Genomic DNA, 20,763 nt, shown 5'->3' with positions numbered 1-20,763 from the left:
TCGGGCTGGTGGCTGCTGCCCCGGGCGCTAAGGACGTGAATCGTCCGGGCCCTGTACGGCCGTGGGCCCTCGCCGAGCCTTCGAGGTCGATCGCTCGAGGCCTGAGCTCGGGCGACTGCGATCAACAAGAGGAGCGCATCATCTCGTCGCCGAGCTCCTTCCCGGGGACCCGCCACTCAAACCGCCCTCGTACGCCGCGATGACGAGCTGCGCCCGGTCGCGGGCGTGGAGCTTCGACTTCATCGCTCCGATGTGCGCCTTCACGGTGTGCATGGTCACCACGAGCCTCATGGCGATCTCGTCGTTCGACAGTCCCTCGGCGACCAGGCCGAGGACCTCGCGCTCCCGCTCGGTGAGCACGTCGAGCCGTGATCCGTCGGCCCGGGCTCTCGGAGCGGCGACGTAGCGCTCGACCAGCCTGCTCATGACCTGCGGCGCGAACAGCGACTCTCCCTCGTTGACGCGGCGGATCGCCTCGACGAGCCGCTCGGGGGTCGCGTCCTTGAGCAGGAACGCACTCGCACCCGCCTTCAATGCTCCGTAGACGTATTCGTCGAGCTCGAACATCGTCAGAACGACGACCCGTGTCTCGCTGAGCTCGGCGTTGTCGGTGATCGCCTGCGTCGCCTCGATCCCGTTGCCACCGGGCATCCGGATGTCCATGAGGACGACGTCCGGTCGCAGCGCCCGCGCCTGGGTCGCGGCCTCCGTCCCTGTCGCGGCCTCCCCGACGACCTCGAGGCCGTCCTCGTGGTCGATGGCGATCTTCAGGGACCGGCGCAGCAGCTGGTCGTCGTCGACGAGGAGCACCCTGATCGCTGGCGCGTCGTTCACTGCTCCTCCCTCGGCAGCTCGGCGAGCACGCGGAACCCGCCCTCGTGCTCACCCGTCGTCAGCGTCCCGCCGTGGAGCCCGACCCGCTCGCGCAGCCCGTCGATTCCGTGGCCGGTGCCCGGGTGCGGCTGCCAGCCCGGCGAGGGCCCGGTGTCGCGGACGTCGACGGCGATCCCGCGCCGGGTCAGGACGATGGAGACTTGAGATCGGGTGGCCCCCGCGTGCCGGGCGGCGTTGGCCAGCGCCTCGCGCACGACGGCGCAGATGGTCACCTGGACACTGGCGGGCACCTCGCCGAGCTCGTCCATGCTCGCCTCGACCTCGATGCCGGTCCGTCTCGCGGTCTCGATGATCTCCGGCAGGTCGGCCAGCGAGTCCGCCGGGCGCATCGGAGCCTGAGCGCCGGGGTCGCGGAGCACGGCCAGCATCTTCCTTAGCTCGGCCGTCGACCTCCTGCCGAGGCGCTCGATGTCGGCCAGCGCCATGAGCCGCTCGTCCTCGTCGGCGAGCTTGGCCGTTGCCGCGCGGACGGTCATGGTCCCGAGGCCGTGGGAGGCGAGGTCGTGGAGCTCCCGGGCGATCCGCAGCCGCTCGTCCTGCGATGCCTTGGCCTTCGCCCACTCCTCGAGCCGGGCCTCGTACTGACGTCGCTGGAGCCGCGTGCGCAGCACGGCCCAGCCGACGACGCCGACGACGAGGAGTGCGAACCCGGCCAGGGACCAGATCGGCTCTATGCGGCCGATGGGCAGTCCCGGCAGGAGGACGAAGAGCAGCGCGAGAGCGGCGAAGGCGATGGGCCATGCCCACGAGGCCCAGACCGGCCGCTCGAAATGCTGCATCCCTCAAGCGTATGGAGCGTCTTCGTGAATCTCCTCAGACCCAGGTCTAGGACCGAAGACTGCACCGAGGTCCAATGCCATCGCGGTCCCGTCTCGCTGGGATGGAGGCATGCTCACATTCGACCAGCTGACCAAGCAGCGCGGATCCCGGACGATCCTCGACGGCATCACCTTCCAGGCCCGCCCGGGACGGGTCACCGGCTTCCTCGGGCCCAACGGCGCGGGCAAGTCCTCGACCCTGCGGATCCTGCTCGGTCTCGACCGCGCGACCTCCGGGACCGCTCTCGTCGACGGTCAGCCATTTGCCTCCCTCCGCGACCCCCTGCGCAAGGTCGGGGCTGTCCTCGACGGCTCCGGCGCGCACCGCTCCCGCACGGGACGGGCTCACCTGCGCTGGGTCGCGCGCTCGGCCGGCATCGGCAACGCACGCGTCGAGGAGGTGCTCGGGACCGTCGGCATCCTCGACGCCGCCGGCAAGAAGGTGAGCACCTATTCGCTCGGCATGGGGCGCAGGCTCGGGCTCGCCGCGGCGCTGCTCGCCGACCCGGAGGCACTCGTCCTCGACGAGCCGGTCAACGGTCTCGACCCCGAGGGCATCCGCTGGATCCGCCTCTTCCTGCGCGAGCAGGCGTCCTCCGGCAGGACCGTGCTGCTCTCCTCCCACCTCATGGGGGAGCTCGCCGAGACCGTCGACGACGTCGTCGTCATCCGGCAGGGACGGATCGTCGCCGACGGCACGCTGGCCGAGGTCACCGGCTCCCATCGCAACCTCGAGGACGCCTTCTTCTCCCTGACCGGCGATCGGGGCGCGCGATGAGGGCGCTGCGAGCAGAGCTGTCCAAGCTCGTCTCCCTTCCTGCCAGCTGGCTCGCCGCCGCGGTCGGCGTCGTCGTCTCCGCCGCCGTGACGGTCCTCTCCGCGGGCAGCTCGACTCCCGGGCCCGACACCGGCTTCTCCTCGCTGGCCCTCGGCGTCGCCGGGGCCATCGTCATCGGCGTCGTCGCGATGAGCAGCGAGTACGCCGTCGAGGGCGAGGAGTCCGCCGGTGGCCGTCAGATCACCACCACCCTGACCGCTGTGCCCTCCCGCCTCCGCGTCCTGCTCGCCAAGGCGCTGGCCGTGGCCATGGCGACTGCGGCTCTGGCCGTCGTCGCGATCGCGGTGACCTTCGGGCTCACGGCGCTGCTGCTCGGCGACCGCGCGCCCGTCCTCGACGCTGACGCGATCGTGCGGATGGGCGGGATGGCGCTCTACTGGGTCCTCGTCGCCCTGCTCGCGTTCGCGCTCACCGTGCTCACCCGCAACGGCGTCGTGCCGATGGCCGTGCTCATCGCGAACTTCTCGGCCGTGCCCGTGACCTTCCTTCTGACCCGGGTCGCCGACCTCGCGAACTGGCTGCCTGATGTCGCCGGGATGCGGATGTGGTCCCGGGGCCTCGACACCTCGGTGGAGATCGCTCCCGTCCTCGGCGGTGCCGTCATGGCCGCCTGGGTGGCTGTCCTCCTCGTCATCGCGTCCGTCACGTTCACGAGGAGGGACGCATGAGCGCCGCTCCCGCCCTCGCCCAGCGCACCGCTGCGGCGTCCTTCGTCGACGCCGTCCGTGCGGAGATGTCGAAGATCCTCACCTTGCCCGCGACCTGGCTGACGGCCGGAGGCACGGTGGCGCTCTCGGCGCTGCTCGCCTTCTTCCTCGCCTCCCAGGCAGCCGAGTCCTCCGGCAGCCTCGACTCGCTCGACGTCGCCATGGCCGCCCTGCCCTATGGGCAGGCGGGCTTGTTCGTCCTCGGCGTGGTGATCGCGACCTCCGAGTACGTCGGCGGGCAGATCCGCACGACGCTCGTCGCCATGCCGCGCCGGGTGGCCCAGCGGCTGGCGGCGACGGTCGCCCTCGTCCTCGTCGCGCTGCCGGCAGCGCTCGTCACCGTCCTGGTCACGGTCGGCACCTCGGCGCTGGTCCTGGACGGGAGAGGGGCGTTCCCCGACGCGGCGACGGTCACCAGGACCCTCGTGAGCGCGAGCGTCTACCTCGTACTCATGGTCGTCTTCTCCGCCGCGATCGGCTTCCTGACCAAGCGGGCCCTGCCCGCCGCCGGGGCTCTTGTGCTCTACCTCGTCGTGGCCAGCCCCATCCTGCTCGGCCACTCGTTCTCTGTGTACCTGCCCGACATCGCCGGCTACACCTTGTGGTTCTCCACCGCTCCCGAGAACGCGCCCCCTGCCCCGGTCGCGTGGCTGATCGTCCTCGGCTGGACCCTTGCCGCCCTCGTCCCGTCCATCGTCGTCTACCGGCGGAGGGACGTGTGAGCCATGGTCATGGTCGAGCCGGTCGCCCAGCCGGGATGGATCGCCGGACACCACGCTCATTACGCTGATGTGGTGGGGAGGGAGGAGCACTGTGACCGAAGAACTCTCGGAGGCGTCGCAGAGGTGGGAGTCGCTGCCCGCAGGACAGCGCCATCCCAAGAACCTCGCCATCCTCGTGACGGAGCACGTCGGCCTGCCTGACGGTGTCAGCACGATCGTCCTCCAGGACATCGACTACCGAAACCCGACGGTCACCGCTGAGGTTGAGATCCCGAATGGGCCCATCTGCGAGGTCGATGTGCTCGACTCCGATGACCCTGACTCGCTGGCGGAAAGGATCTGCTGGGCCGGTGAGATGGTCGTCGACGCCGAGCGCCGGCAGCTCAACCCGCGTTTCGCCTGGGCAGATCAGCATCCTGCGGCGCTGCAGGAGCTCGTCGACCCGTCGATCCGACTGACCGGTCTCCAGTACGTCTGGGGTCTGCCCGCCGGCTGGGTGCCGATCATGAACCGGCTGCACCGCGATCTCGTGGCCCCCGAGTTGCTCGGGGACTACGCGGTGACCTCGGCCGGGAACAAGATGTCCTTCCTCCGAGTAGCGCTCGACCGCTACCAGCGCGACGACGGAAACCCGGACGTCTGGACCGCTGTCAACGACCGGCTCCGCGCCGCGAAGGAGGAGTCCCTGCGCACCTGCGATCTCTGCGGAGGGCCCGCCGAAGGCACGGTCTCCTTCGGCATCACCCGTTGCCCCGCGCACGCGCAGGAGCACGTCCCCGGTCCTGGCGGCGCGACGGCAAGGCCCCCGGGCTGGAGGACACCGAGGAGAATTGAGACATGACGGAGAACGGAACCCGTCACCTTGTCGACCTGCGCGATCCCGAGGGCGGTGTCCGGCGCATGCGGATCCCCGGCGACGGCCGGCCTGAGCACAGCCTCGACGGGCGGTGGCAGGGTCGCGTAGGCATCGTCCACCACCGCGACATGCAGGCGAACGACGACTGGGACCGCGGTCACGAGGTCGTCATCTGCGAGCCCTGCGAGTTCCCCGGCCCGGGCTTCGGCGACTGCCACCTCACCACGAACATCGTCGATGTGCGGGCGCTCGACGCCGAGGAGGTCCCGCCGTTGGGCACGGTCGCCTATGGGCCTGTCGCTTGCGTCACGTGATGGGCCGCGACGACCAGCTCGACGAGTAGGTCACGTCGACCTTCAGGTCGCAGCACCTTCGAGCTCCGCGCGTCGCCGAGCGACCAGCGCGTACATTCGCGACCGGCTCATTCCGACGGCGTTGGCGATCTCCTGCCCAGTCATGGTGGTGGTATCGAGGAACTCCATCGCCCGGGCCACCTGCTCAGGAGTGTGCTTCGGCTTCCGACCGCCGACCCGTTCGCCGCGCCGGCGCTTGGCGTCCAGAGCAGACCTGGTGCGCTCGGCGATGAGGTCGCGCTCCATCTGGCCGACCGCCGCGATGATCGTGAAGATGAGCTCGCCCGCCGGGGTCGAGGTGTCGATGCCGAGGTTGAGGATGCGCAGGCCGACGCCCCGGTCCTTGAAGTCGCGCAGCAGGGCGGTCAGCTGAGTCGTCGACCGACCCAGCCGGGACAGCTCGACGACCGTGAGCCGATCGCCCCTCCGCAGCTGCCCGTCCTTCTCATCGACGAGCTTCTCCCACTTCGGGCGCTTCGCCCCGTGCTTGCCCGACGCCTTCTCCTCGACGATGCGATCGCACCCCGCCGCCTTGAGCTCGTCGACCTGCCGCCTGAGGTCCTGCGCCTCGCTGCTCACCCGCGCGTACCCGTAGTCCCGTGCACCGTCGTCCATGTTCGCCCCTAGTCCTGCATCTCGGTACCTCTACTAGGAATAATATCGGACATAGTTGCAAGACACTTGTGAGTCCAGTTCGAGCCGTCTGCGAGAGGCGTCGAGACAGTCCCGGGTCCCGACCGATTGCAGGACGGAGAGCAGGTGCGTTCTGTGGTTTGGATTCCGGCTCACTCGACGATTCGTGGACCGACGGGACTTCGCGCACGCAGCGACTGCTCGATCGATGTTTAGGCTTCGTTCCGCCGGTCGATGCCGAGTGTGGCGACGAGGTCTTCGTGGAGCTGGAACCAGACTCGGTGGCAGGAGTCGACGTCGGTCTTGTCGATCCAGTCGAGTTCTCCGTTCCTGGCCTTGCGCAGGGCGGCCTCGTACCGTTTCGTGTAGTCGTCGAACCTCATGAGAACGGCAGAGAGGCGGTCGGCCAAGGGCGCGAGTTGCCTGCCCAGCGCCGCGAGTTCATCGAGAACGCGTTCGTCCCACGTGTCGTCGGCGTGGTCGTTGGGCGCGAACCGGTCGGCTTCGGTGGGCCTGATCTGCCAGTCGGTGACGGCTCGGAGCAGTCGGGCGTTGAGCGGAAGGAACGAGCGGTAGACGGCCGCCACCACGCCAGCGGGGTCGGCGTCCACGAGTTCTGCCGCGAGCTGCCGCTCGTTCTCCGCCTTGCCCGAGTCGGTGAGTGACCAGCCGTCGAGGTCGGCGAATGCGACGTGCTGCACCCACACCTTGCACTCCGACTCACTCAACACTCGTTCTGCCTCGGGGCGGCTCGTTCCCGCACGCGCAGCGACGGCTTCACTGTCGGCGAATCCCATGACACGCACGGCGTGCAGCACGAGCAGTTCCGGCGCGGACCGATGCGTCATGCTCGTCTGTCCTGCCTGGCGCTGAGCCGGTTCACGTACTGCTGGCAGGCCTGCGGGGACCGGAACCCCATCGCTTCGGCGATCTGCGGCCATGTCAGCCCTTCGCTGCGAGCCGCGAAGAGCAGGCCGACCTCCACGCGCTCGACCTCGGCGCGAGCCGCAGGGAGCAGCGACAGTGCCCCCAGAAGCTCGTCCGGGGTCAGCTCGGATGACCGCCAGAGCGCGTACTGCGTCAGATCAACCGCGGGTGGCGAGGCCCCGGCGTCTGGCTGCCACGGTCGAGCCTCCAACTGGTCTGCACCCTTGTCGAGAAGCCGGACTCGGGCCTCGCGCTCACGCCCGGTCTGCGCCTCATCGGCACTGCTGGGCCGCTCGAGATCGTGCTTGCGTTCCATGCCGCCCATCCTGCTAGGCTCAACACAATGTTGTCAACATTTCGTTGAGAGGCTGGTGTGATGCTGACGACGCTCTCAGAAGCGCCCCGGGCGAGCTCGGGCGGCAAGGCGGCGGCGCTCGGTGTGCTGCTGCGGGAGGGGCTGCCGGTGCCCGATGGGTTCGTCGTGCCCAACGGCAGTCAGTCGACCAGCGCCGAGGCCGGGCGTTCCTTGCGTGGTGCGGTCGCCCGTGAACTGGGGAGGCTGGGCGAGCCGGTGGTGGCTGTGCGTTCGTCGGCGACGAGCGAGGACACCGTGGACGCTTCGGCTGCTGGCCAGTACGAGAGCGTCATCGGAGTTCGCGGCGCAGACGACGTTTGCCGGGCGATCACGGCGTGTTGGGAGTCGGCCCGCGCTTCACGAGTGGGCGACTACTGGGCTCGGACGGGTGGAGCGTCGTCTCATGCGTCGGGCATGGCGGTGCTCGTGCAGCCTGTGATCGAGGCGGATGTATCGGGGGTCATGTTCACGCCCCAGCAGTCCGGGGAGCAGACCCGGATCGAAGCATCCTGGGGCCTGGGGTTGGCCGTCGTCGGCGGGACGATCACGCCGGACGCCTACGTGGTCGCCTCGGACGGGGCTATCGACTGCTCGGTGGGAAGCAAGCAGACCCGTATCGACCTGGACCGTGAGCGCGGCGGCGTCGTCACCAGTGCGGTTGCCACCGACAAACAGGCCGCACGCGCCCTGGATGACGCCACGGTCGCAGCTTTGGCCGAGCTGGGAGGCCGGATCGCGAGGGTGCTCGGCGGGCCGCAAGACGTCGAGTGGGCGGTCGCAGGCGGCACCGTGTGGATCCTGCAAGCACGCCCGATCACCGCAGTGCTCCCCAGCACCAGAGCCCCCGGCTCGTCCCACCCCCACCCCGCTGAGGCGTTGAGCGGCACGCCCGGTTCCCACGGAACGGTCACCGCAGCGGCACGGATCGTCCGCGGCCCTTCCGGCTTCGCCGCCGTCGGCCGCGGCGACATCGTGATCTGCCCGTACACCGACCCGGCCTGGACACCCCTGTTCGCCGTCGCCGCCGGGGTGGTCACCGAGACCGGCGGCGCGCTCTCGCACGCCGCGATCGTCGCCCGCGAATACGGCATCCCCGCCGTGCTCGGCGTCGCCGGTGCCACCGCTCGCATCGAGGACGGTGCCCGAATCACAGTGGACGGCACTGCCGGAACCGTCACCGTCCTCTGACCCGAAGCCTGACCCCGAAAGAAAGGAGACGGGGAACATCGCCGCGATGCTCCCGACGCGCTCATGGCCACCAGATATCTCTACATCGCACGCCACGGCGACGCCGACACGTTCGGCAACCTCACCGATACCGGGCGCGAGCAGGCCCGCCTGCTCGGTCAGCGCCTGGCGCATCTTCCCATCGACGCCGTCTGGCACTCGCCGTTGCCCAGGGCCGTCGACAGCGCCCGACAGCTCAACATCTTCCTTACCGGCAGCGCTCCAGTGAGCGAAGCGGCCGAGCTGATCGACCACGTGCCCTACGTGCCGAAGCCGGAGGAGACCCCGCCGTCATGGGTGCCGTTCTTCGACGGCTACGACAGCGACGAGGCCGAAGCGGGCCACCAGATCGCGCACACCCTCACCGCGAGGTTCGCCGCCCCGCCCGAGGCCGATGCCGACGTGCATGAAGTGCTCGTCACCCATGCGTACCCGATCGCGTGGCTCATCCGTCACGCCATGGAGGCTCCGGCAGTGCGGTGGCTCGGGCTCAGCAGCGCCAACGCCGCGCTGACCGTGATCGAGTACCGGCAGAGCGTGCCGCCGAGCATCGTCATGTTCAACGACATGAGCCACCTGCGCGCCGATCTGCATTGGACGGGATTCCCCAAGACCCTGCGCCCCTGAACGAGGCGATGAATGCAAGAAGATTCAACTGAGTAACTGTGTGATAGAAGCCGAGGGGCTGATGAAGCGTTGCGGCGAGCGCCCCCGTTAGACCCTCGAGAAGGGTGCTTTCCGCGAGTTGAACCTCCTGTCATGTGCCCGGCGGGCGTGCCCGGGCATCGCCCAACGAGGCCGCTCGAAGCGGCCGGGCCTCACTGACTTGATCGTGACTTGATCGTGCGAGAATTGTCGAACTATGATCGTGCGAGAAAGTTCGAACGATAGGAGTCGCTCCATGCCCCCACGGACCTACCACCATCCGGATGCCGAGGAGATCGCGATCCCCCGTGTCCTCTTCGCCCTCAGCGAGCCGTTGCGCCTGAACATGGTGCGGAAGCTGGCCGCGCAGGGAGAGACCGACAGCATCGACCTCGGCCCCGATCTTCCCCGCTCGACACTGACCCACCACACAAGCCTCCTGCGCGAGTCCGGCGTCGTGTTCGTCCGTGCCGAGGGCCGCAAGTGCATGATCAAGCTCCGCGACGAAGATCTCGAGGCGCGCTTCCCCGGCCTGCTCGGAACGGTGCTCACCGGCTACGAGAGCGCCGACGTCGACGGAGAGGAGGCCGGCGCATGATCCGCAAGCTGTGGCCGCTGGTCGTCGCTGCCGTCTCTCTGGGGATCGACGCCTACGTTCTGGCAGGAGTGCTCCCGCAGATCGCGGACTCACTGACGACCACCGTGGCGATGATCGGCCTCGGCATCACCGCATTCACTGCGGCCTACGCCGTGGCAGGCCCGCTGTTGTCAGGTCGTCTGACCCGGGGAAGCACGGCACGAGCGCTGCTCATCGCGCTCGGCGTGTTCAACCTCGGCAACCTCGTCACGACCCTCTCGCCCGGCATCGAAGTCTTCTTGGCCTCGCGCGTCATCGCAGGTGCCGGAGCCGGCGTCCTCACCGCAGTCGCGACCGCGACGGCCGCGGCGATGGTCGCTGACCACGAACGGGGCCGCGCCATGTCCCTGGTGACCTTCGGCCTGTCCACGGGCACCGTGGCGGGCGTGCCGGCCGGGATGCTCATCGGCCAGAGCGCCGGATGGCGCTGGACCATGGCCCTGGTCGTGCTCATCGGAGTCGTCAGCATGGCGGCGCTGGCCGTCCGCGCGAAGTCGCTTCCGCGGCTCGAGGCGGCATCGGGCGGCTCCGCGTTTACGGTCCTGCGAACCGGCAGGACGGCAGTCGGCGTCGCAGCTGCCTTCTTGTTGGGAGTGGCGAGCCTGGGCCTCTACACCTACCTGCTGCCCATGGCAGAGGACCGAGGGTTGGAATGGCTGGGCTTCGCCCTGGTCTGGGCGTGGGGCATCGGCGGCGTCACGGGATCGGCCCTGATCGGAAAGCCTCTCGACCGCTTCGGCCCGAGACCCCTGCTGACCGCGCTGCCTGCGCTGCTGGCCTTGAGCTTCGCCGCGGCGTGGCTGTCCGCCTCGCCGATCGTGTGGCTCATCGCGGCGGCGGTCTGGGGCGCGGCCGGCTGGGCCAGCGTGCCCACGCTGCAACAGGCCCTCACGGCCGACCGGCCGACGCAGGCGATGCCGATCATCGCCTTCCAGATGGCCGCGATGTACCTCGGCTCCGCCGTCGGCGCGGCGCTCGGCGGCGCACTGCTCACCGCCGGAATCGGAGCAGCTGACCTCGCCGCCTGGGCGCTCGTTCCCGCCGTGCTCGCGCTGGCGTTCACGGGATGGATCGCGACGCGCGCCGCAACGCGCAGGACGCCCGAATCCGCGCAGGCGGAGGCGTGCAGCGTCGCATGATCGCGCATCCGGTGGTGCTGTGACCGTCGACGCGAGAAGCCCGTGGCCACGAAGGCCTCAACACGAACACGACCACTGCCCGGCTTACGATTGAGGAGAGAGGAGGGCGTCGTGGAGATCTACAAGCGCGTGGCACCGGGCACTCGCCTGGGCTTCTCCCACACCAAGCCCGTCCACGTCGCCGACGACCTCTCCGAGCTCCGCGGCCCGGCCTCGGGCACGGTCACACTCCCCATCCACATCGACTGGACGCCGGCGGCGACCTACGACCTCGCCGAGCCCGAGCGGGTGCGGACGATGCTCGAGACCGTCCTGCGCGAGGCAGGCAGCGAAGCTGAGGTCGCCGAGTGGGTCGACAGGGGCCTCCTCGTCGAGCACTGGGCCGCGCTCAACCTGGAGTCGTTCATCAAGGAGGCATGGGAGGACGCCCACCCTGAACTGAGGAGAACACGTCTGTGAGCAAGCACATCTCCATCGGACCCCTGCACCTCGCCGTCGTCCCCAGCGGGCGCGAGTGCCGGATCACCGTGCGCGCCTGGCGGCAGCGCGGCTCGGAGCGCTCCGGCGGCTGGCTCCAGCTGGGGATCTGGCCCCTCCGGGTGAACGCGGGCCGGGACGTCGCCGCAGAGTCTCTTCTCTGAGGCTTCGCGCGGGGTGCGGCACGCGCGACGCTGCTATCCCTGCAGGAGAGACGCGACCTTCTTCGCCGTTGTTCTGGCCGAACCTGGGTTCTGTCCGGTGACGAGCCTTCCGTCCGCGATTGCGTAGGGAAGAAACGGGAGCTTGGCCTTCTCGTACCGCGCGCCGCGCTTTTTCATCTCTTCTTCCGCGTTGTAGGGGACGAGCTCGTCGACGCGGGCGAGGACCTCTTCCTGCCAGGCGAAGCCGGTGACCTTCCGGCCGGCGACGAGCTGCGTGCCGTCCGAGAGCTTCGTGTTGAGCAGGCCGCAGTAGCCGTGGCAGACGGATGAGACGACCTTGCCCTGCTCCCACATCTCACGGGTGATGCGCTGCAAGCCCTCGCTGTCGGGGAAGTCGTACATGACGGCGTGGCCGCCGGTGAAGTAGATCGCGTCGTAGTCGGCGGCATCGATCTGGTCGGGGCTGAGTGTGGTCTCCAGCAGCGTCATGCGCTCAGGGTCCTGGTGCCAGGCTTTCGCGGTCCGGTCGTAGGTGGGGAACTTCAGGGACCGCGGCTCCAGCGGCGACTTCCCGCCCAGAGGACTGACGATCGCCTGCTCGAAGCCGCGGCCCTCGAAGACCTCCCAGGCGTGGGCGAGCTCGGACAGCCACAGCCCTGTGGGATGGGACGGGTCGTCGTAGTGGCCGACGTTCGTGACGACGTGGAGGATTCGCTTGGGCATGGGAGGGTCTCGGTTCGCGGCGGTGGTCCGGCCGCGCTCAGGTCTCGAGGAGGCGCTTGAGGTGCGCGACGGCCTGGGCTACGGCGGCCTTGGACTGGGGCGTGTCGTGCATGGAGTTGACCATGACGAAGTCGTGGATGATGCCGCCGTAGCGGACCTGGGTGACCTCGACGCCGGCGCGGCGGAGCTTCGCGGCGAACGCCTCGCCCTCATCGCGCAGCACGTCGGCCTCGGCGGTGATGATCAGCGTCGGCGGGAAGAACGCCAGCTGCTCCTCGGTCGCGCGCAGAGGCGACGCCGTGACCTCGTCCCGCTGGGATTCGTCGGTCGTGTACTGGTCCCAGAACCACTTCATGCCGTCGCGGGCGAGGAAGTAGCCCTCGGCGAACTGCTCGTAGGACTCGGTGTCGAAGGCGGCGTTCGTCACCGGGTAGAACAGCGCCGCGCCGCGGAAGGACACATCGCCGCGCTCGTGGCCCATGAGGGTCAGTGCGATCGCCATGTTCCCGCCGACGGAGTCGCCGGAGATGACGACGCGCTCGGGGTCCAGGCCCTTCTCCCCGCCGTGCTGGTCGATCCACTGCGCCACGGCGTAGGACTGCTCGTTCTGCGAGGGATACTGCGCGTCGGGAGCGCGCACGTACTCGGGGAAGACGACAGCCGCGCCGGTGCCGACGGCGAGGTCGCGCACCAGGCGGTCATGGGTGTGGGCGTCGCCGAAGACCCAGCCCGCGCCGTGGGTGTAGAGCACGACGGGCAGAGCGCCGGTCGCGCCTTTCGGGCGGACGATGCGGGTGGGGACCTCCCCGGTGGGACCGCCTTCGACGGTGATCCACTCCTCGTCGACCTCGGGCTTGGAGATCTCCTCGTCCTGGACCTCATCGACGGCCTTGCGGCCCTCCTCGGGAGGCAGCTGGTAGAGGAACGGCGGCTCGGAGGTGGCCTCGACGAACGCCTGAGCGGCGGGCTCGAGGGCGATGCCGTGCGGGTTGGCGGTCATGACGGTTCCTTCCGACGGCGCAATGTGCGCGGCGCTTACATGAGACTACGGCCACATGTGAGCACCGTCAACGCCCGGTGGACGGTTCGTGGGCGTCTGTTCACCCGGCGTTCAGCCCGAGCAGCGCCGAGACGGCGGCGCGGACTCGTCCGGCAACCTCGTCGGCCGGCTCGGGCCGGTACTTGCCGTCCAGATGCAGGAACGCCAGGCCGTGGGCGAGGCTCCACAGCGCCGTGGCGAGCTCCGGCGTCACCCTGCCCGGGAAGAGCCGCGCGATCACGTCGCCGAGCACGGCGTGCAGCGCCTGCGAGGCCTGGACGCGGTCGCTGCTCTCCTCGTCGCACTCGTTGCCGAACATCAGCCGGAACAGGGCCGGACGGCGCAGCGCGAAGCTCACGTAGGCGACGCCGAGTTCCCCGAGCACGTCGACCGGACCCGCCGCCGCTGGAGCGGACCCGAGGGCCTGCGCGAGCGCGTCCCGGAGGTCATCGAATCCCTCGACCGCGATCGCCGAGTCCAGCGCGTCGCGGTCCGGGAAGTGCCGGTAGGGCGCGGTCGGCGAGACCCCCGCGCGACGGGCGACCGCGCGCATCGAATACGCCTCCCCGGCCTCGAGCATCTCGACAGCGCTCTCCACGAGCGCCGCGCGCAGATCGCCGTGATGGTAGGCCCTCGCCGATGTTGACACCGCTCACTTCTCCTTCTATCTTGATGTAAGCACTGCAAACATAGCGCGGTCCGCTCAGCGTGTCCATTCGGGCGCACCGCGGGCGCGCAGAGAGGACGACACCGATGACCCAGACGATCCTGGGCGCGACCGGCCAGATCGCCGTGGAGCTCGCGCGCGAGCTGAACCGCCGGGGCACGAGCGACCTGCGGCTGGTCAGCCGCAACCCGCGCAAGGTCAACGACACCGACATGCTGGCGCGCGCTAACCTGCTCGACGCCGGGCAGACCGCCGAGGCGGTCGCCGGCAGCGAGGTCGTCTACTTCACCGCGGGCCTGCCCGCGAAGACCGAGCTGTGGGAGGCGCAGTTCCCGACGATGCTCCGCAACGCGCTGGACGCGAGCCGGGCCGCCGGTGCGAAGTTCGCCTACTTCGACAACACCTACATGTATCCTCAGGACGCTCGCGTCCAGACCGAGGACACGCCCTTCGAGCCCATCGGGCGCAAGGGCCGGGTCCGTGACGAGTTGGCCACCATGGTCCTCGACGAGATGGCCAGGGGAGAGATCCCGGTCCTCATTGCACGCGCCCCGGAGTTCTACGGGCCAGGACGCACCCAGGGATTCACCAACTCGCTCGTCATCGATCGCATGAAGGCGGGCAAGCGCGCCCTCGTTCCTGTCCGCGCGGACCGGCGTCGCAGCCTCATCTGGACCCCCGACGCAAGCCGCGGGCTGGCCGCGCTCGGCAACGCCCCCGACGCCTACGGCCAGACCTGGCATCTGCCAGTCGACGAGACCCGGCCCACCTACCGGCAACTCGTCGCCATGTCCGCCCAGGAGCTCGGCGCGGACGACAAGTACACGGTGCTGCCGAAGTGGGCGCTCAGCGCCGCCGGGCTCGTCTCGCCCGACGCCCGGGAGATCCGCGAACTGCTGCCGCGCTACGCCCACGACAACGTCTTCGACGCGACGAAGTTCCGAACGCGGTTCCCCGGCTTCGATGTGACGACTTTCCGCGAAGGCCTCGCGATCATCCGCGAGGAGTCGTCGAACGGCTGAACCGACGCCGGAGAGACCGGGCGTTGCCCCGGGGTGACTTCGACTTCGGGCGAGGTGCTCTCCATCAGCAGTCGTCCACCCATTTCTCGGGATGCCCAGCCGGCGAGGCTCGTCCGCGGGCGTGCGCGCTCTTGTCCTCGCGGACGGGCCGCAGAGCCTTGATGTAACGACCATGACGACTGACCGCACCGGACTTCCGCCTCGGCGTCAAAGGTGCGAGATGGAGGCGGGCAGAGCCCGCCCGGGTGGGGAGTGGACGAGAACCCTCACCCGATCGGAGCACAGCCATGAACGCCGCACCCGCCATCACTGTCCACACCGCCCACGATGTCCAGTCGGCGGCCACGACCCGGCACCTCGCCCGCGCCGGCGTCGACTACGAGGCCGTGCCCGCCGACGCCCTGCGGGTCGCCTGGACTGACAGCGCCGGCACCACCCGCGAATGGTCCGGCTACCGCGCCGACCGCCTCGACGAGGCCGTCGCCGACGTCCGGTCAGCCGCCTGACAGACGAGAGCCCCGGCTGCTGATGCAGTCGGGGCTCCTCTTTTGTTGCTCGTGCCGCTCAGTCCGTCGGCTTCGTCCAGTTGCCGGACACGCTGAGGTCGGCCTCCGTGTCGCCGGTCACCGTCGACGAACCCGATCTCAGGACGGTCACGCTCGCCCTCGCGTACGACTGCTCGCTGCTGCGCTCACCGCGGTCCACGTACGGGAAGTGCAGGCCGACGAACGTCTCCGAGTCGTCCTCGCTGCACTCCTCGACGATGGTGAAGCCGCTGCCATCGCTGGTCACGTAGGCCTGGTCCTCCACGAGGTCGTCGTCGCTCGGCAGGGCGTCGACGGGGACGACGGTGGGGGACTTGCCGGTGAGGTTGTACAGGATCGCCGCCTCGGTGGACTCCCTCTCCTTGTCGCCCGGCGTCGTGGCCTTCACCGACTCGAGGCCCCCATCGCCGTACGTCACCGCGACGTCGGCCCTGCACATGCCGGTGCCGAAGGACTTCGGCGTCACGATGTACTTCTCGACGGCCATTGACTGTCCGTCGGGGATCGCGCCCGCGAGCTCCTCGGAGAGCCGGACGACGAACGGCTGGTCCATCGCCGCGAAGGGCATCTGATCGCTCGAGCTCTCGACCTTCGCGTTCTCGAAGTCGTAGACGGTCGTCGGCTCGGCGGGCTCCGAGGGTGACTGGTCGGCTCCGGCGCTGGGCTGGGACTGACTCGTGTCGGAGCCTCCGGTGCCGCCCTTGCCGTTCTGCGCGTCCGTGCCGCCGCAGGCGGTCAGCGCCAGGCTGAGGCCGGCGACGAGGGCGACCGCCGCGGAAAGGCGGGCCTTCTTGATGGGGTTCGTGGTCATGGGTTTCTCCTTGTTCTCTGGATCGATGTCCTTGTGCCCGTGCGGTGCAGGAGCGGGCCGAGGTCGAGGGCGATGCCGCAGGCCGCCCTTCCGATGTCATCAGGCCGGTGACCCCTGGGTCATCGCACTGGGGTGCAGCATCGGGCCGCCGGCTTAGACCGCGGTCTAATAGACCGCCGGCTCACCGCCCTCGGCCGCCCTTGATCAGCTCGCCGACCTTGCGGCGCAGGATCGTCTGGATCCGGCCGGAGAGCCCGGTCGGGACGACGAGGGTGGCGACGATCCCGCCGAGAATGAACATGACGACCTCCATCACTGCTCACCGCCCGTCGTGGGCTCGTCGGTCGCATCAGTGGCTTCCGAGGACGGCGGGTCGGTCGGCTCGGCATCGGGGCTCTCATTTTCCGAGGACTCCTCGCCGATCGCGCCGCACTGCTCGTCGAACTGCGTCTGCAACTGCGAGCCCTGGTCGCCGTCGGAGGCGAAGAAGTTGACGCCCGCGACCCTGACCATGTCCTCGGACAGGACCTCGACTTCGGCCTCCTTCTCCTTGTCCTTGGCGAAGGCTCCCGGCTCGAGCCACGACAGGGGTGCCGTCGTCTCCGAGGTGGCCTCGCCCAGCTCGCCGAAGGCCGTCTCGCGGGCGTCGGTGACAGGCTCGGCGGTCCCCGTCGGGTCGGCCTTGCAGGTCTGTCGCGTGACCTCGACCCGTCCGTCGTCGGAGACGCTCAGCGTGTAGAGGTCGCCGACCGCTGCTGCCGCCGCCTCGGGGTCACCCTCGTCGAACGTGGCCGTCGATGACCCTTCGGTCTCCTCGTCCTCGCCGCCCGCGGCGGGGGCGTAGACGAAGCTGCCCTCGATGGCGAGCTTCTGCGGCTCCTCCGCCTTCTTCTCACCGCCCTCGAGCATCGAGCAGCCGGTCATGGCCAGCCCGGCGATGGTCAGTGCGGCGATGCCGCCGATCTTGGTCGTGGTGCGGTTCACGGTTCCCCCAGAGGTGTTTGCGTGGATGGACTTGACGTCGGTTCGAGTGCTCACGACCGCTCGCCCCGCTTGACCTTCAAGGCCCGGAACAGGCCGGTGAAGAGGGTCGGTGCGCAGATGACCGCGGCGATCGCGGCACCGGCTCCGGCGGCGATGAAGACGTTCGAGAAGATGCCGAGCATTCCCTGGATCGCGGCGCGGGCCGCGATGAAGGCGAGGCCGTAGGCCATCGCGATGAGCGCCAGCCGCAGGATCGAGCTGCGGTCGATGAACGCCTGGACCATGCCGATGATCGAGCGGATCGCGCTCTTGCCGTCCTCGATCCTCGCGTCGTCGCTCGTGCTGTCGGGCAGGACGATGATGCCGTTGCGCAGCAGGAGCGCGACGAACTGAAAGAGGAACGCCGTCGTCAGGGCCGAGGCGAGCTCGAGAAGCCCTGCCTGACCCAGTCCCCAAGCGATCGAGCAGAAGGCCCCGACTGCGAGGACGGTGCCGACGACCCGCCACACGTGAGCGTTCGCGTCGACGTTGTTGTGAATATGGATCGCTGGCTGCTGCGGCCGGTGCTCCGGCGTCGGCTCGATCGGCCGATCGGCGGGGATGCTGGTCATGACTTCTCTCCTTCTTCGTGTCCTTCGTCGTTCTTCTCGACCTCGTCGAAGTCCCACTCCTCGTCCTCGTCGGAGAACAGCGGTTCCTCCTCGTCGACCTGGTCCTCTGGCTCCTCGTCCTGCGGCTCGGACTCGGCGGCGAGGGAGACCTTCTTCTCCTGCGGCTCCGTGGAATCGACTGCGGCGACCGGCGCTCCCGCGTAGGGGTCGAGTCGGACCTTCTCCTTCTCGGCGACCTTGCGGTACGAGCCGTCCTTGTTCTTCACGGGCTTCGGCACCGCGCCCTGCGGCACGGCCGCCCAGCCGGACCGGACGATGTAGTAGCTGGTCAGGACCAGCCCGGCGACGAGCTGCCCCCAGATCGCCATGAACAGAAAGGCGCTCCAGTCGAACTCGGGGACGAACCCCGCCGAGACGGTCACAGGCTCCGCCGCCGAGTGGCTCAGCGCGTACGCGCCGACCGCCAGCACGGCTGCGGCGGCTGCGAGCCACGGCCAGGCCCACAGCCGCCCGATCCTCGGGGCGAAGATCCAGAGGAGGCCGTAGAGGGCGAAGGCGATCACGAGGGCCGGGCCGAGGACGAGCCAGAGGAGCCCGAACGCGGCCATCACCAGGAGGAAGCGGGAGGCCTTCTCCCCGTCCCTGTCACCGGCCTGCACCCACTCGCGCCACCACTGCTGCGTGACGTCCTCGGAGAACGAGGATTCCGCCGTGCCCATGCCGCCCCGACTCAGACGGCGGGCCCTCCGGGCCAGCAGCTCGGCACGCCGACGCTTCGGCGTGCCCGCCTCGGACCGGCTCAGCAGATGCGCCGAGCGCTCCTTCTCCCAGCGGGACGCGGTCACGGCCGGGCCTTCTCGAGGCAGGCGGCGACGTCCTCGCGGTACTCCGCGACGTCCTTCTCGTCCTTCGACTCCGCGATGCAGGACTCGATCTCGACGACCGCGGCCTCCTGTCCCTCGCTCATCTGCGACCCGCCCCCGAGGAGCGCCCCGGCGAAGAAGATCGCGCCGACGACGAAGATCACGACGATCGCTCCGATGGTGAACCGTCCCATTGCTCTGCCCCTTGTCTGTGTGACCTCACCGCAACTATTGCAGCGGATTCGATGAACTAAGATGTTACGACAATGCTACGCTAGACGGGTAACGCAGACAACCGGAGAAGGGGGCGAGAGCTTGTGAGTGACCTGGGAAAGAAGCAGTGGGTGCCGCTGTCCGACGGCGAGCACAAGGCGCTCGGGGACATCGCGGTCGAACGGGGCCTCGGCAGGGGTCTGCTGGCGCGGGTGCTGCTCGTGCACGGCCTCGATCACGTGGACGAGCCCGAGATCGCCGAGCTCATCGAGGAAGAGAAGACCGCGACGAAGAAGCGGGTCAGCGACGGGGCGCGAGTCGCCATCGCCGCCCGCTGGGGGAACACGAAGAAGGAGACGCCATGAGCTTCATGGGCACGATGAAGAACCGGTTCGCGACACCCGAGGCCGACCAGGCCCAGGACGATGCCGGTGCGGGCACGAAGTCGGCACCGTCGAAGCCGAAGCCGATCGACATGCCGTACGCGGGCCTGCTGCTCGAGGACCAGGACCCTCTGGACTACGGGCTCAACGCAGGACGCCGTGTGGGCGAGACCGCGCTGAGCGGCTGGCACATGCTGCTGGCCGGCCTGACCGGCTCCGGCAAGGGGAGGCGCTGCCTCTACGCGAACGTCGTCATGTGGGGAAATCAGTCGGTGATCTTCATGTCGACGAAGGGCGAGGACGTCGCTTGGACGATCAGGAAGCGCGCCCAGCGCGGCCCCGTCTATGTCCTCGACCTCGGCGAGGAGATCAAGGAGTCCCATGTGCAGGGCATCGACGTCACCCGCGTCGTCAGCGATCCCTGCAAGCTCGTCCACAGCGACGACGAGGCTGTGGGGATGGCCGACCTGCTCATCGCCACCAAGGACGTCGGGACCCCTTCGGGCGGGAGCAAGTCGGGCGGCTCCGACTCGACCTGGGAGGGCATGGCGAGCAGGCCGCTGGCGGCCCTCATCCGCGCCGGCGGCGAGATCCCGCACCTCAAGACCGGCCAGCCGATCGACGGCGGCGGCATTCAGTGGGCCCTCGACGCTCTCGACCACCCGCCGAAGAAGACGAAGCCCGGCGAGGCTCCTCCCGCCGACGAGGAGGACTACGTGACCCCGAACTGGGGCAACGCGTACCTGCGTGCCAAGACGCTCGGGTCGCGCCATGCCGAGGCCCTCCGCGCTGTGATGGACATGGAGCAGCGCCAGCGCGACTCCGTCGCGATGACCATGCGCAACGCGCTGAGGGCCTGGTCGCTCGATGTCGTGGCCGGCGACAAGGACGCCGAGGCGTTCGAGCCGGCGATGCTCGAGAAGCCCGGTGCGACGCTCTACATCGTCTCGCCCGGCGACGGCTCCGCGGCCTCGGCGGCCTGCGCGGTGATCGAGCAGTCCATCCGGTGGTGGAGGAAGGGCGTCGACCGGAATCTGCCGACCCTCGGCCTCTTCCTCGACGAGCTCTGCCAGTCGGCTCCACTGCCGAAGCTGCCCGAGATGGTCAGCCTCCTCCGTGGCTACAACATCCGCCTCGTCGCCGCCGTCCAGGGCACGAAGCAGCTGCGGAGGCGTTACGGCGATGCAGCCGAGGAGCTGCTCGAGACGTTCCCGAGCATCCTCGTCCTGCCCGGGACGCCGGCCAAGGAGGCGCTCGAGCTGGCGGCGTGGTTCGCCGGCGAGGACGAGCGGGTCACCACCTCGACCGATCATGGCGGGCGCGGCACGCGGTCGGTCGACCGCGTCGAGCGCGTGACCTCGTCGGAGCTGCTGCCGCGCAAGCCTGGGACTGGACGCCTCCTCATCGGCGGTCAGCCCGGCGTCCTCGTCTCCCTGCCTGACATCGAGGCGACCGACCTCCTGGACTGAAGCAGCGACCCGCAACGCACTGAGGCCGTGGATCCTGAGAT

General features: G+C 69.3%; 28 protein-coding genes. 15 read left to right on the top strand and 13 right to left on the bottom strand.

The features are described from left to right. Positions 1-138: 138 nt before the first annotated feature. Both EWV39_RS00390 and EWV39_RS00385 read right to left on the bottom strand, forming a co-directional pair. Positions 139-834, bottom strand: coding sequence for a response regulator (locus EWV39_RS00390; protein WP_129656339.1), 696 nt, complete (start codon positions 832-834; stop codon positions 139-141). Further along, on the bottom strand, positions 831-1,673 hold the full coding sequence (locus EWV39_RS00385; RefSeq protein ID WP_129656338.1) for a sensor histidine kinase: 843 nt from the start codon (positions 1,671-1,673) through the stop codon (positions 831-833). The genes EWV39_RS00390 and EWV39_RS00385 overlap by 4 nt, the downstream gene beginning before the upstream one ends. A 109-nt stretch (positions 1,674-1,782) precedes the next feature. On the opposite strand from EWV39_RS00385, the gene EWV39_RS00380 reads away from it, so the two are divergent. From EWV39_RS00380 to EWV39_RS00360, 5 genes are all read left to right on the top strand, one after another. Further along, on the top strand, positions 1,783-2,490 hold the full coding sequence (locus EWV39_RS00380; protein ID WP_129656337.1) for an ABC transporter ATP-binding protein: 708 nt from the start codon (positions 1,783-1,785) through the stop codon (positions 2,488-2,490). Beyond that, the gene (locus EWV39_RS00375) at positions 2,487-3,218 is read left to right on the top strand and encodes an ABC transporter permease (RefSeq protein WP_129656336.1); all 732 of its coding nucleotides are present in this window, start codon (positions 2,487-2,489) and stop codon (positions 3,216-3,218) included. Before EWV39_RS00380 ends, EWV39_RS00375 begins: the two co-directional genes overlap by 4 nt. Beyond that, positions 3,215-3,979: a hypothetical protein gene (locus EWV39_RS00370; RefSeq protein WP_129656335.1), complete on the top strand. Its 765-nt coding sequence runs from the start codon at positions 3,215-3,217 to the stop codon at positions 3,977-3,979. The genes EWV39_RS00375 and EWV39_RS00370 overlap by 4 nt, the downstream gene beginning before the upstream one ends. Before the next feature lie 91 nt (positions 3,980-4,070). Further along, entirely contained in the window at positions 4,071-4,820 is a 750-nt protein-coding gene (locus EWV39_RS00365; protein WP_129656334.1) for a hypothetical protein, read from the top strand. After that, positions 4,817-5,149: a hypothetical protein gene (locus tag EWV39_RS00360; protein WP_129656333.1), complete on the top strand. Its 333-nt coding sequence runs from the start codon at positions 4,817-4,819 to the stop codon at positions 5,147-5,149. The genes EWV39_RS00365 and EWV39_RS00360 overlap by 4 nt, the downstream gene beginning before the upstream one ends. 42 nt (positions 5,150-5,191) lie before the next feature. On the opposite strand, the gene EWV39_RS00355 is transcribed toward EWV39_RS00360, so the two are convergent. The 3 genes from EWV39_RS00355 to EWV39_RS00345 form a co-directional block, all read right to left on the bottom strand. Then, positions 5,192-5,803: a recombinase family protein gene (locus EWV39_RS00355; RefSeq protein WP_129656332.1), complete on the bottom strand. Its 612-nt coding sequence runs from the start codon at positions 5,801-5,803 to the stop codon at positions 5,192-5,194. A gap of 230 nt (positions 5,804-6,033) precedes the next feature. Continuing rightward, positions 6,034-6,522 (bottom strand): transcriptional regulator, encoded by a 489-nt coding sequence (locus tag EWV39_RS00350; protein WP_238147952.1) that lies wholly within the window; start codon positions 6,520-6,522, stop codon positions 6,034-6,036. Between the two features lie 143 nt (positions 6,523-6,665). Further along, positions 6,666-7,064, bottom strand: a complete 399-nt coding sequence (locus EWV39_RS00345; protein WP_129656330.1) for a DNA-binding protein — start codon at positions 7,062-7,064, stop codon at positions 6,666-6,668. Positions 7,065-7,124: 60 nt separating this feature from the next. On the opposite strand from EWV39_RS00345, the gene EWV39_RS00340 reads away from it, so the two are divergent. The 6 genes from EWV39_RS00340 to EWV39_RS00315 all read left to right on the top strand — a co-directional run bounded on the left by EWV39_RS00340 (position 7,125) and on the right by EWV39_RS00315 (position 11,392). Next, positions 7,125-8,291, top strand: coding sequence for a PEP/pyruvate-binding domain-containing protein (locus EWV39_RS00340; RefSeq protein WP_129656329.1), 1,167 nt, complete (start codon positions 7,125-7,127; stop codon positions 8,289-8,291). Between the two features lie 63 nt (positions 8,292-8,354). Beyond that, positions 8,355-8,957 (top strand): histidine phosphatase family protein, encoded by a 603-nt coding sequence (locus EWV39_RS00335; RefSeq protein WP_129656328.1) that lies wholly within the window; start codon positions 8,355-8,357, stop codon positions 8,955-8,957. Positions 8,958-9,231: 274 nt separating this feature from the next. After that, positions 9,232-9,573, top strand: coding sequence for an ArsR/SmtB family transcription factor (locus EWV39_RS00330; RefSeq protein ID WP_129656327.1), 342 nt, complete (start codon positions 9,232-9,234; stop codon positions 9,571-9,573). Further along, the gene (locus EWV39_RS00325; protein ID WP_129656326.1) at positions 9,570-10,751 is read left to right on the top strand and encodes an MFS transporter; all 1,182 of its coding nucleotides are present in this window, start codon (positions 9,570-9,572) and stop codon (positions 10,749-10,751) included. Before EWV39_RS00330 ends, EWV39_RS00325 begins: the two co-directional genes overlap by 4 nt. 111 nt (positions 10,752-10,862) lie before the next feature. Continuing rightward, entirely contained in the window at positions 10,863-11,210 is a 348-nt protein-coding gene (locus tag EWV39_RS00320; RefSeq protein ID WP_129656325.1) for a hypothetical protein, read from the top strand. Beyond that, entirely contained in the window at positions 11,207-11,392 is a 186-nt protein-coding gene (locus EWV39_RS00315; protein WP_129656324.1) for a hypothetical protein, read from the top strand. The genes EWV39_RS00320 and EWV39_RS00315 overlap by 4 nt, the downstream gene beginning before the upstream one ends. Before the next feature lie 33 nt (positions 11,393-11,425). Here EWV39_RS00315 and EWV39_RS00310 read toward each other — a convergent pair whose 3' ends face one another. From EWV39_RS00310 to EWV39_RS00300, 3 genes are all read right to left on the bottom strand, one after another. Then, positions 11,426-12,115 carry a type 1 glutamine amidotransferase domain-containing protein gene (locus EWV39_RS00310; protein ID WP_129656323.1) on the bottom strand — a complete coding sequence of 230 codons (690 nt, stop codon included), beginning with the start codon at positions 12,113-12,115 and terminating at the stop codon, positions 11,426-11,428. A gap of 37 nt (positions 12,116-12,152) precedes the next feature. Continuing rightward, a complete protein-coding gene (locus EWV39_RS00305; RefSeq protein WP_129656322.1) occupies positions 12,153-13,115 on the bottom strand; it encodes an alpha/beta hydrolase in 963 nt (320 codons plus the stop codon). Positions 13,116-13,215: 100 nt separating this feature from the next. Then, positions 13,216-13,803: a TetR/AcrR family transcriptional regulator gene (locus tag EWV39_RS00300; protein ID WP_129656321.1), complete on the bottom strand. Its 588-nt coding sequence runs from the start codon at positions 13,801-13,803 to the stop codon at positions 13,216-13,218. A gap of 104 nt (positions 13,804-13,907) precedes the next feature. Here EWV39_RS00300 and EWV39_RS00295 point away from each other — a divergent pair, with 104 nt between their 5' ends. Together EWV39_RS00295 and EWV39_RS00290 are read left to right on the top strand one after the other, a co-directional pair. Then, positions 13,908-14,843, top strand: coding sequence for an NAD-dependent epimerase/dehydratase family protein (locus EWV39_RS00295; RefSeq protein ID WP_129656320.1), 936 nt, complete (start codon positions 13,908-13,910; stop codon positions 14,841-14,843). Positions 14,844-15,130: 287 nt separating this feature from the next. After that, positions 15,131-15,349 (top strand): hypothetical protein, encoded by a 219-nt coding sequence (locus EWV39_RS00290; RefSeq protein WP_129656319.1) that lies wholly within the window; start codon positions 15,131-15,133, stop codon positions 15,347-15,349. Between the two features lie 58 nt (positions 15,350-15,407). Here the strand turns inward: EWV39_RS00290 and EWV39_RS13885 are convergent, their stop codons facing one another. The 5 genes from EWV39_RS13885 to EWV39_RS00265 form a co-directional block, all read right to left on the bottom strand. Next, a complete protein-coding gene (locus tag EWV39_RS13885) occupies positions 15,408-16,199 on the bottom strand; it encodes a hypothetical protein (RefSeq protein WP_193554663.1) in 792 nt (263 codons plus the stop codon). A gap of 312 nt (positions 16,200-16,511) precedes the next feature. Next, a complete protein-coding gene (locus EWV39_RS00280; RefSeq protein ID WP_129656318.1) occupies positions 16,512-17,237 on the bottom strand; it encodes a hypothetical protein in 726 nt (241 codons plus the stop codon). Then, on the bottom strand, positions 17,234-17,794 hold the full coding sequence (locus tag EWV39_RS00275; protein WP_129656317.1) for a hypothetical protein: 561 nt from the start codon (positions 17,792-17,794) through the stop codon (positions 17,234-17,236). The genes EWV39_RS00280 and EWV39_RS00275 overlap by 4 nt, the downstream gene beginning before the upstream one ends. Next, entirely contained in the window at positions 17,791-18,639 is an 849-nt protein-coding gene (locus EWV39_RS00270) for a hypothetical protein (RefSeq protein ID WP_129656316.1), read from the bottom strand. Before EWV39_RS00270 ends, EWV39_RS00275 begins: the two co-directional genes overlap by 4 nt. Further along, complete coding sequence (locus EWV39_RS00265; protein ID WP_129656315.1) at positions 18,636-18,851, bottom strand: hypothetical protein; 216 nt, start codon at positions 18,849-18,851, stop codon at positions 18,636-18,638. Before EWV39_RS00265 ends, EWV39_RS00270 begins: the two co-directional genes overlap by 4 nt. A 123-nt stretch (positions 18,852-18,974) precedes the next feature. Here EWV39_RS00265 and EWV39_RS00260 point away from each other — a divergent pair, with 123 nt between their 5' ends. Together EWV39_RS00260 and EWV39_RS00255 are read left to right on the top strand one after the other, a co-directional pair. Further along, a complete protein-coding gene (locus tag EWV39_RS00260; protein ID WP_129656314.1) occupies positions 18,975-19,235 on the top strand; it encodes a hypothetical protein in 261 nt (86 codons plus the stop codon). Beyond that, positions 19,232-20,722, top strand: a complete 1,491-nt coding sequence (locus tag EWV39_RS00255; protein ID WP_129656313.1) for a type IV secretory system conjugative DNA transfer family protein — start codon at positions 19,232-19,234, stop codon at positions 20,720-20,722. The genes EWV39_RS00260 and EWV39_RS00255 overlap by 4 nt, the downstream gene beginning before the upstream one ends. The last annotated feature ends 41 nt before the right edge of the window (positions 20,723-20,763 follow it).

Source organism: Rothia halotolerans (assembly GCF_004136635.1).
Taxonomy (GTDB): Bacteria; Actinomycetota; Actinomycetes; order Actinomycetales; family Micrococcaceae; genus Rothia; species Rothia halotolerans.
The sequence above is the reverse complement of the archived record's forward strand: the minus strand, read 5'-3'. Positions and strand labels throughout refer to the sequence as shown.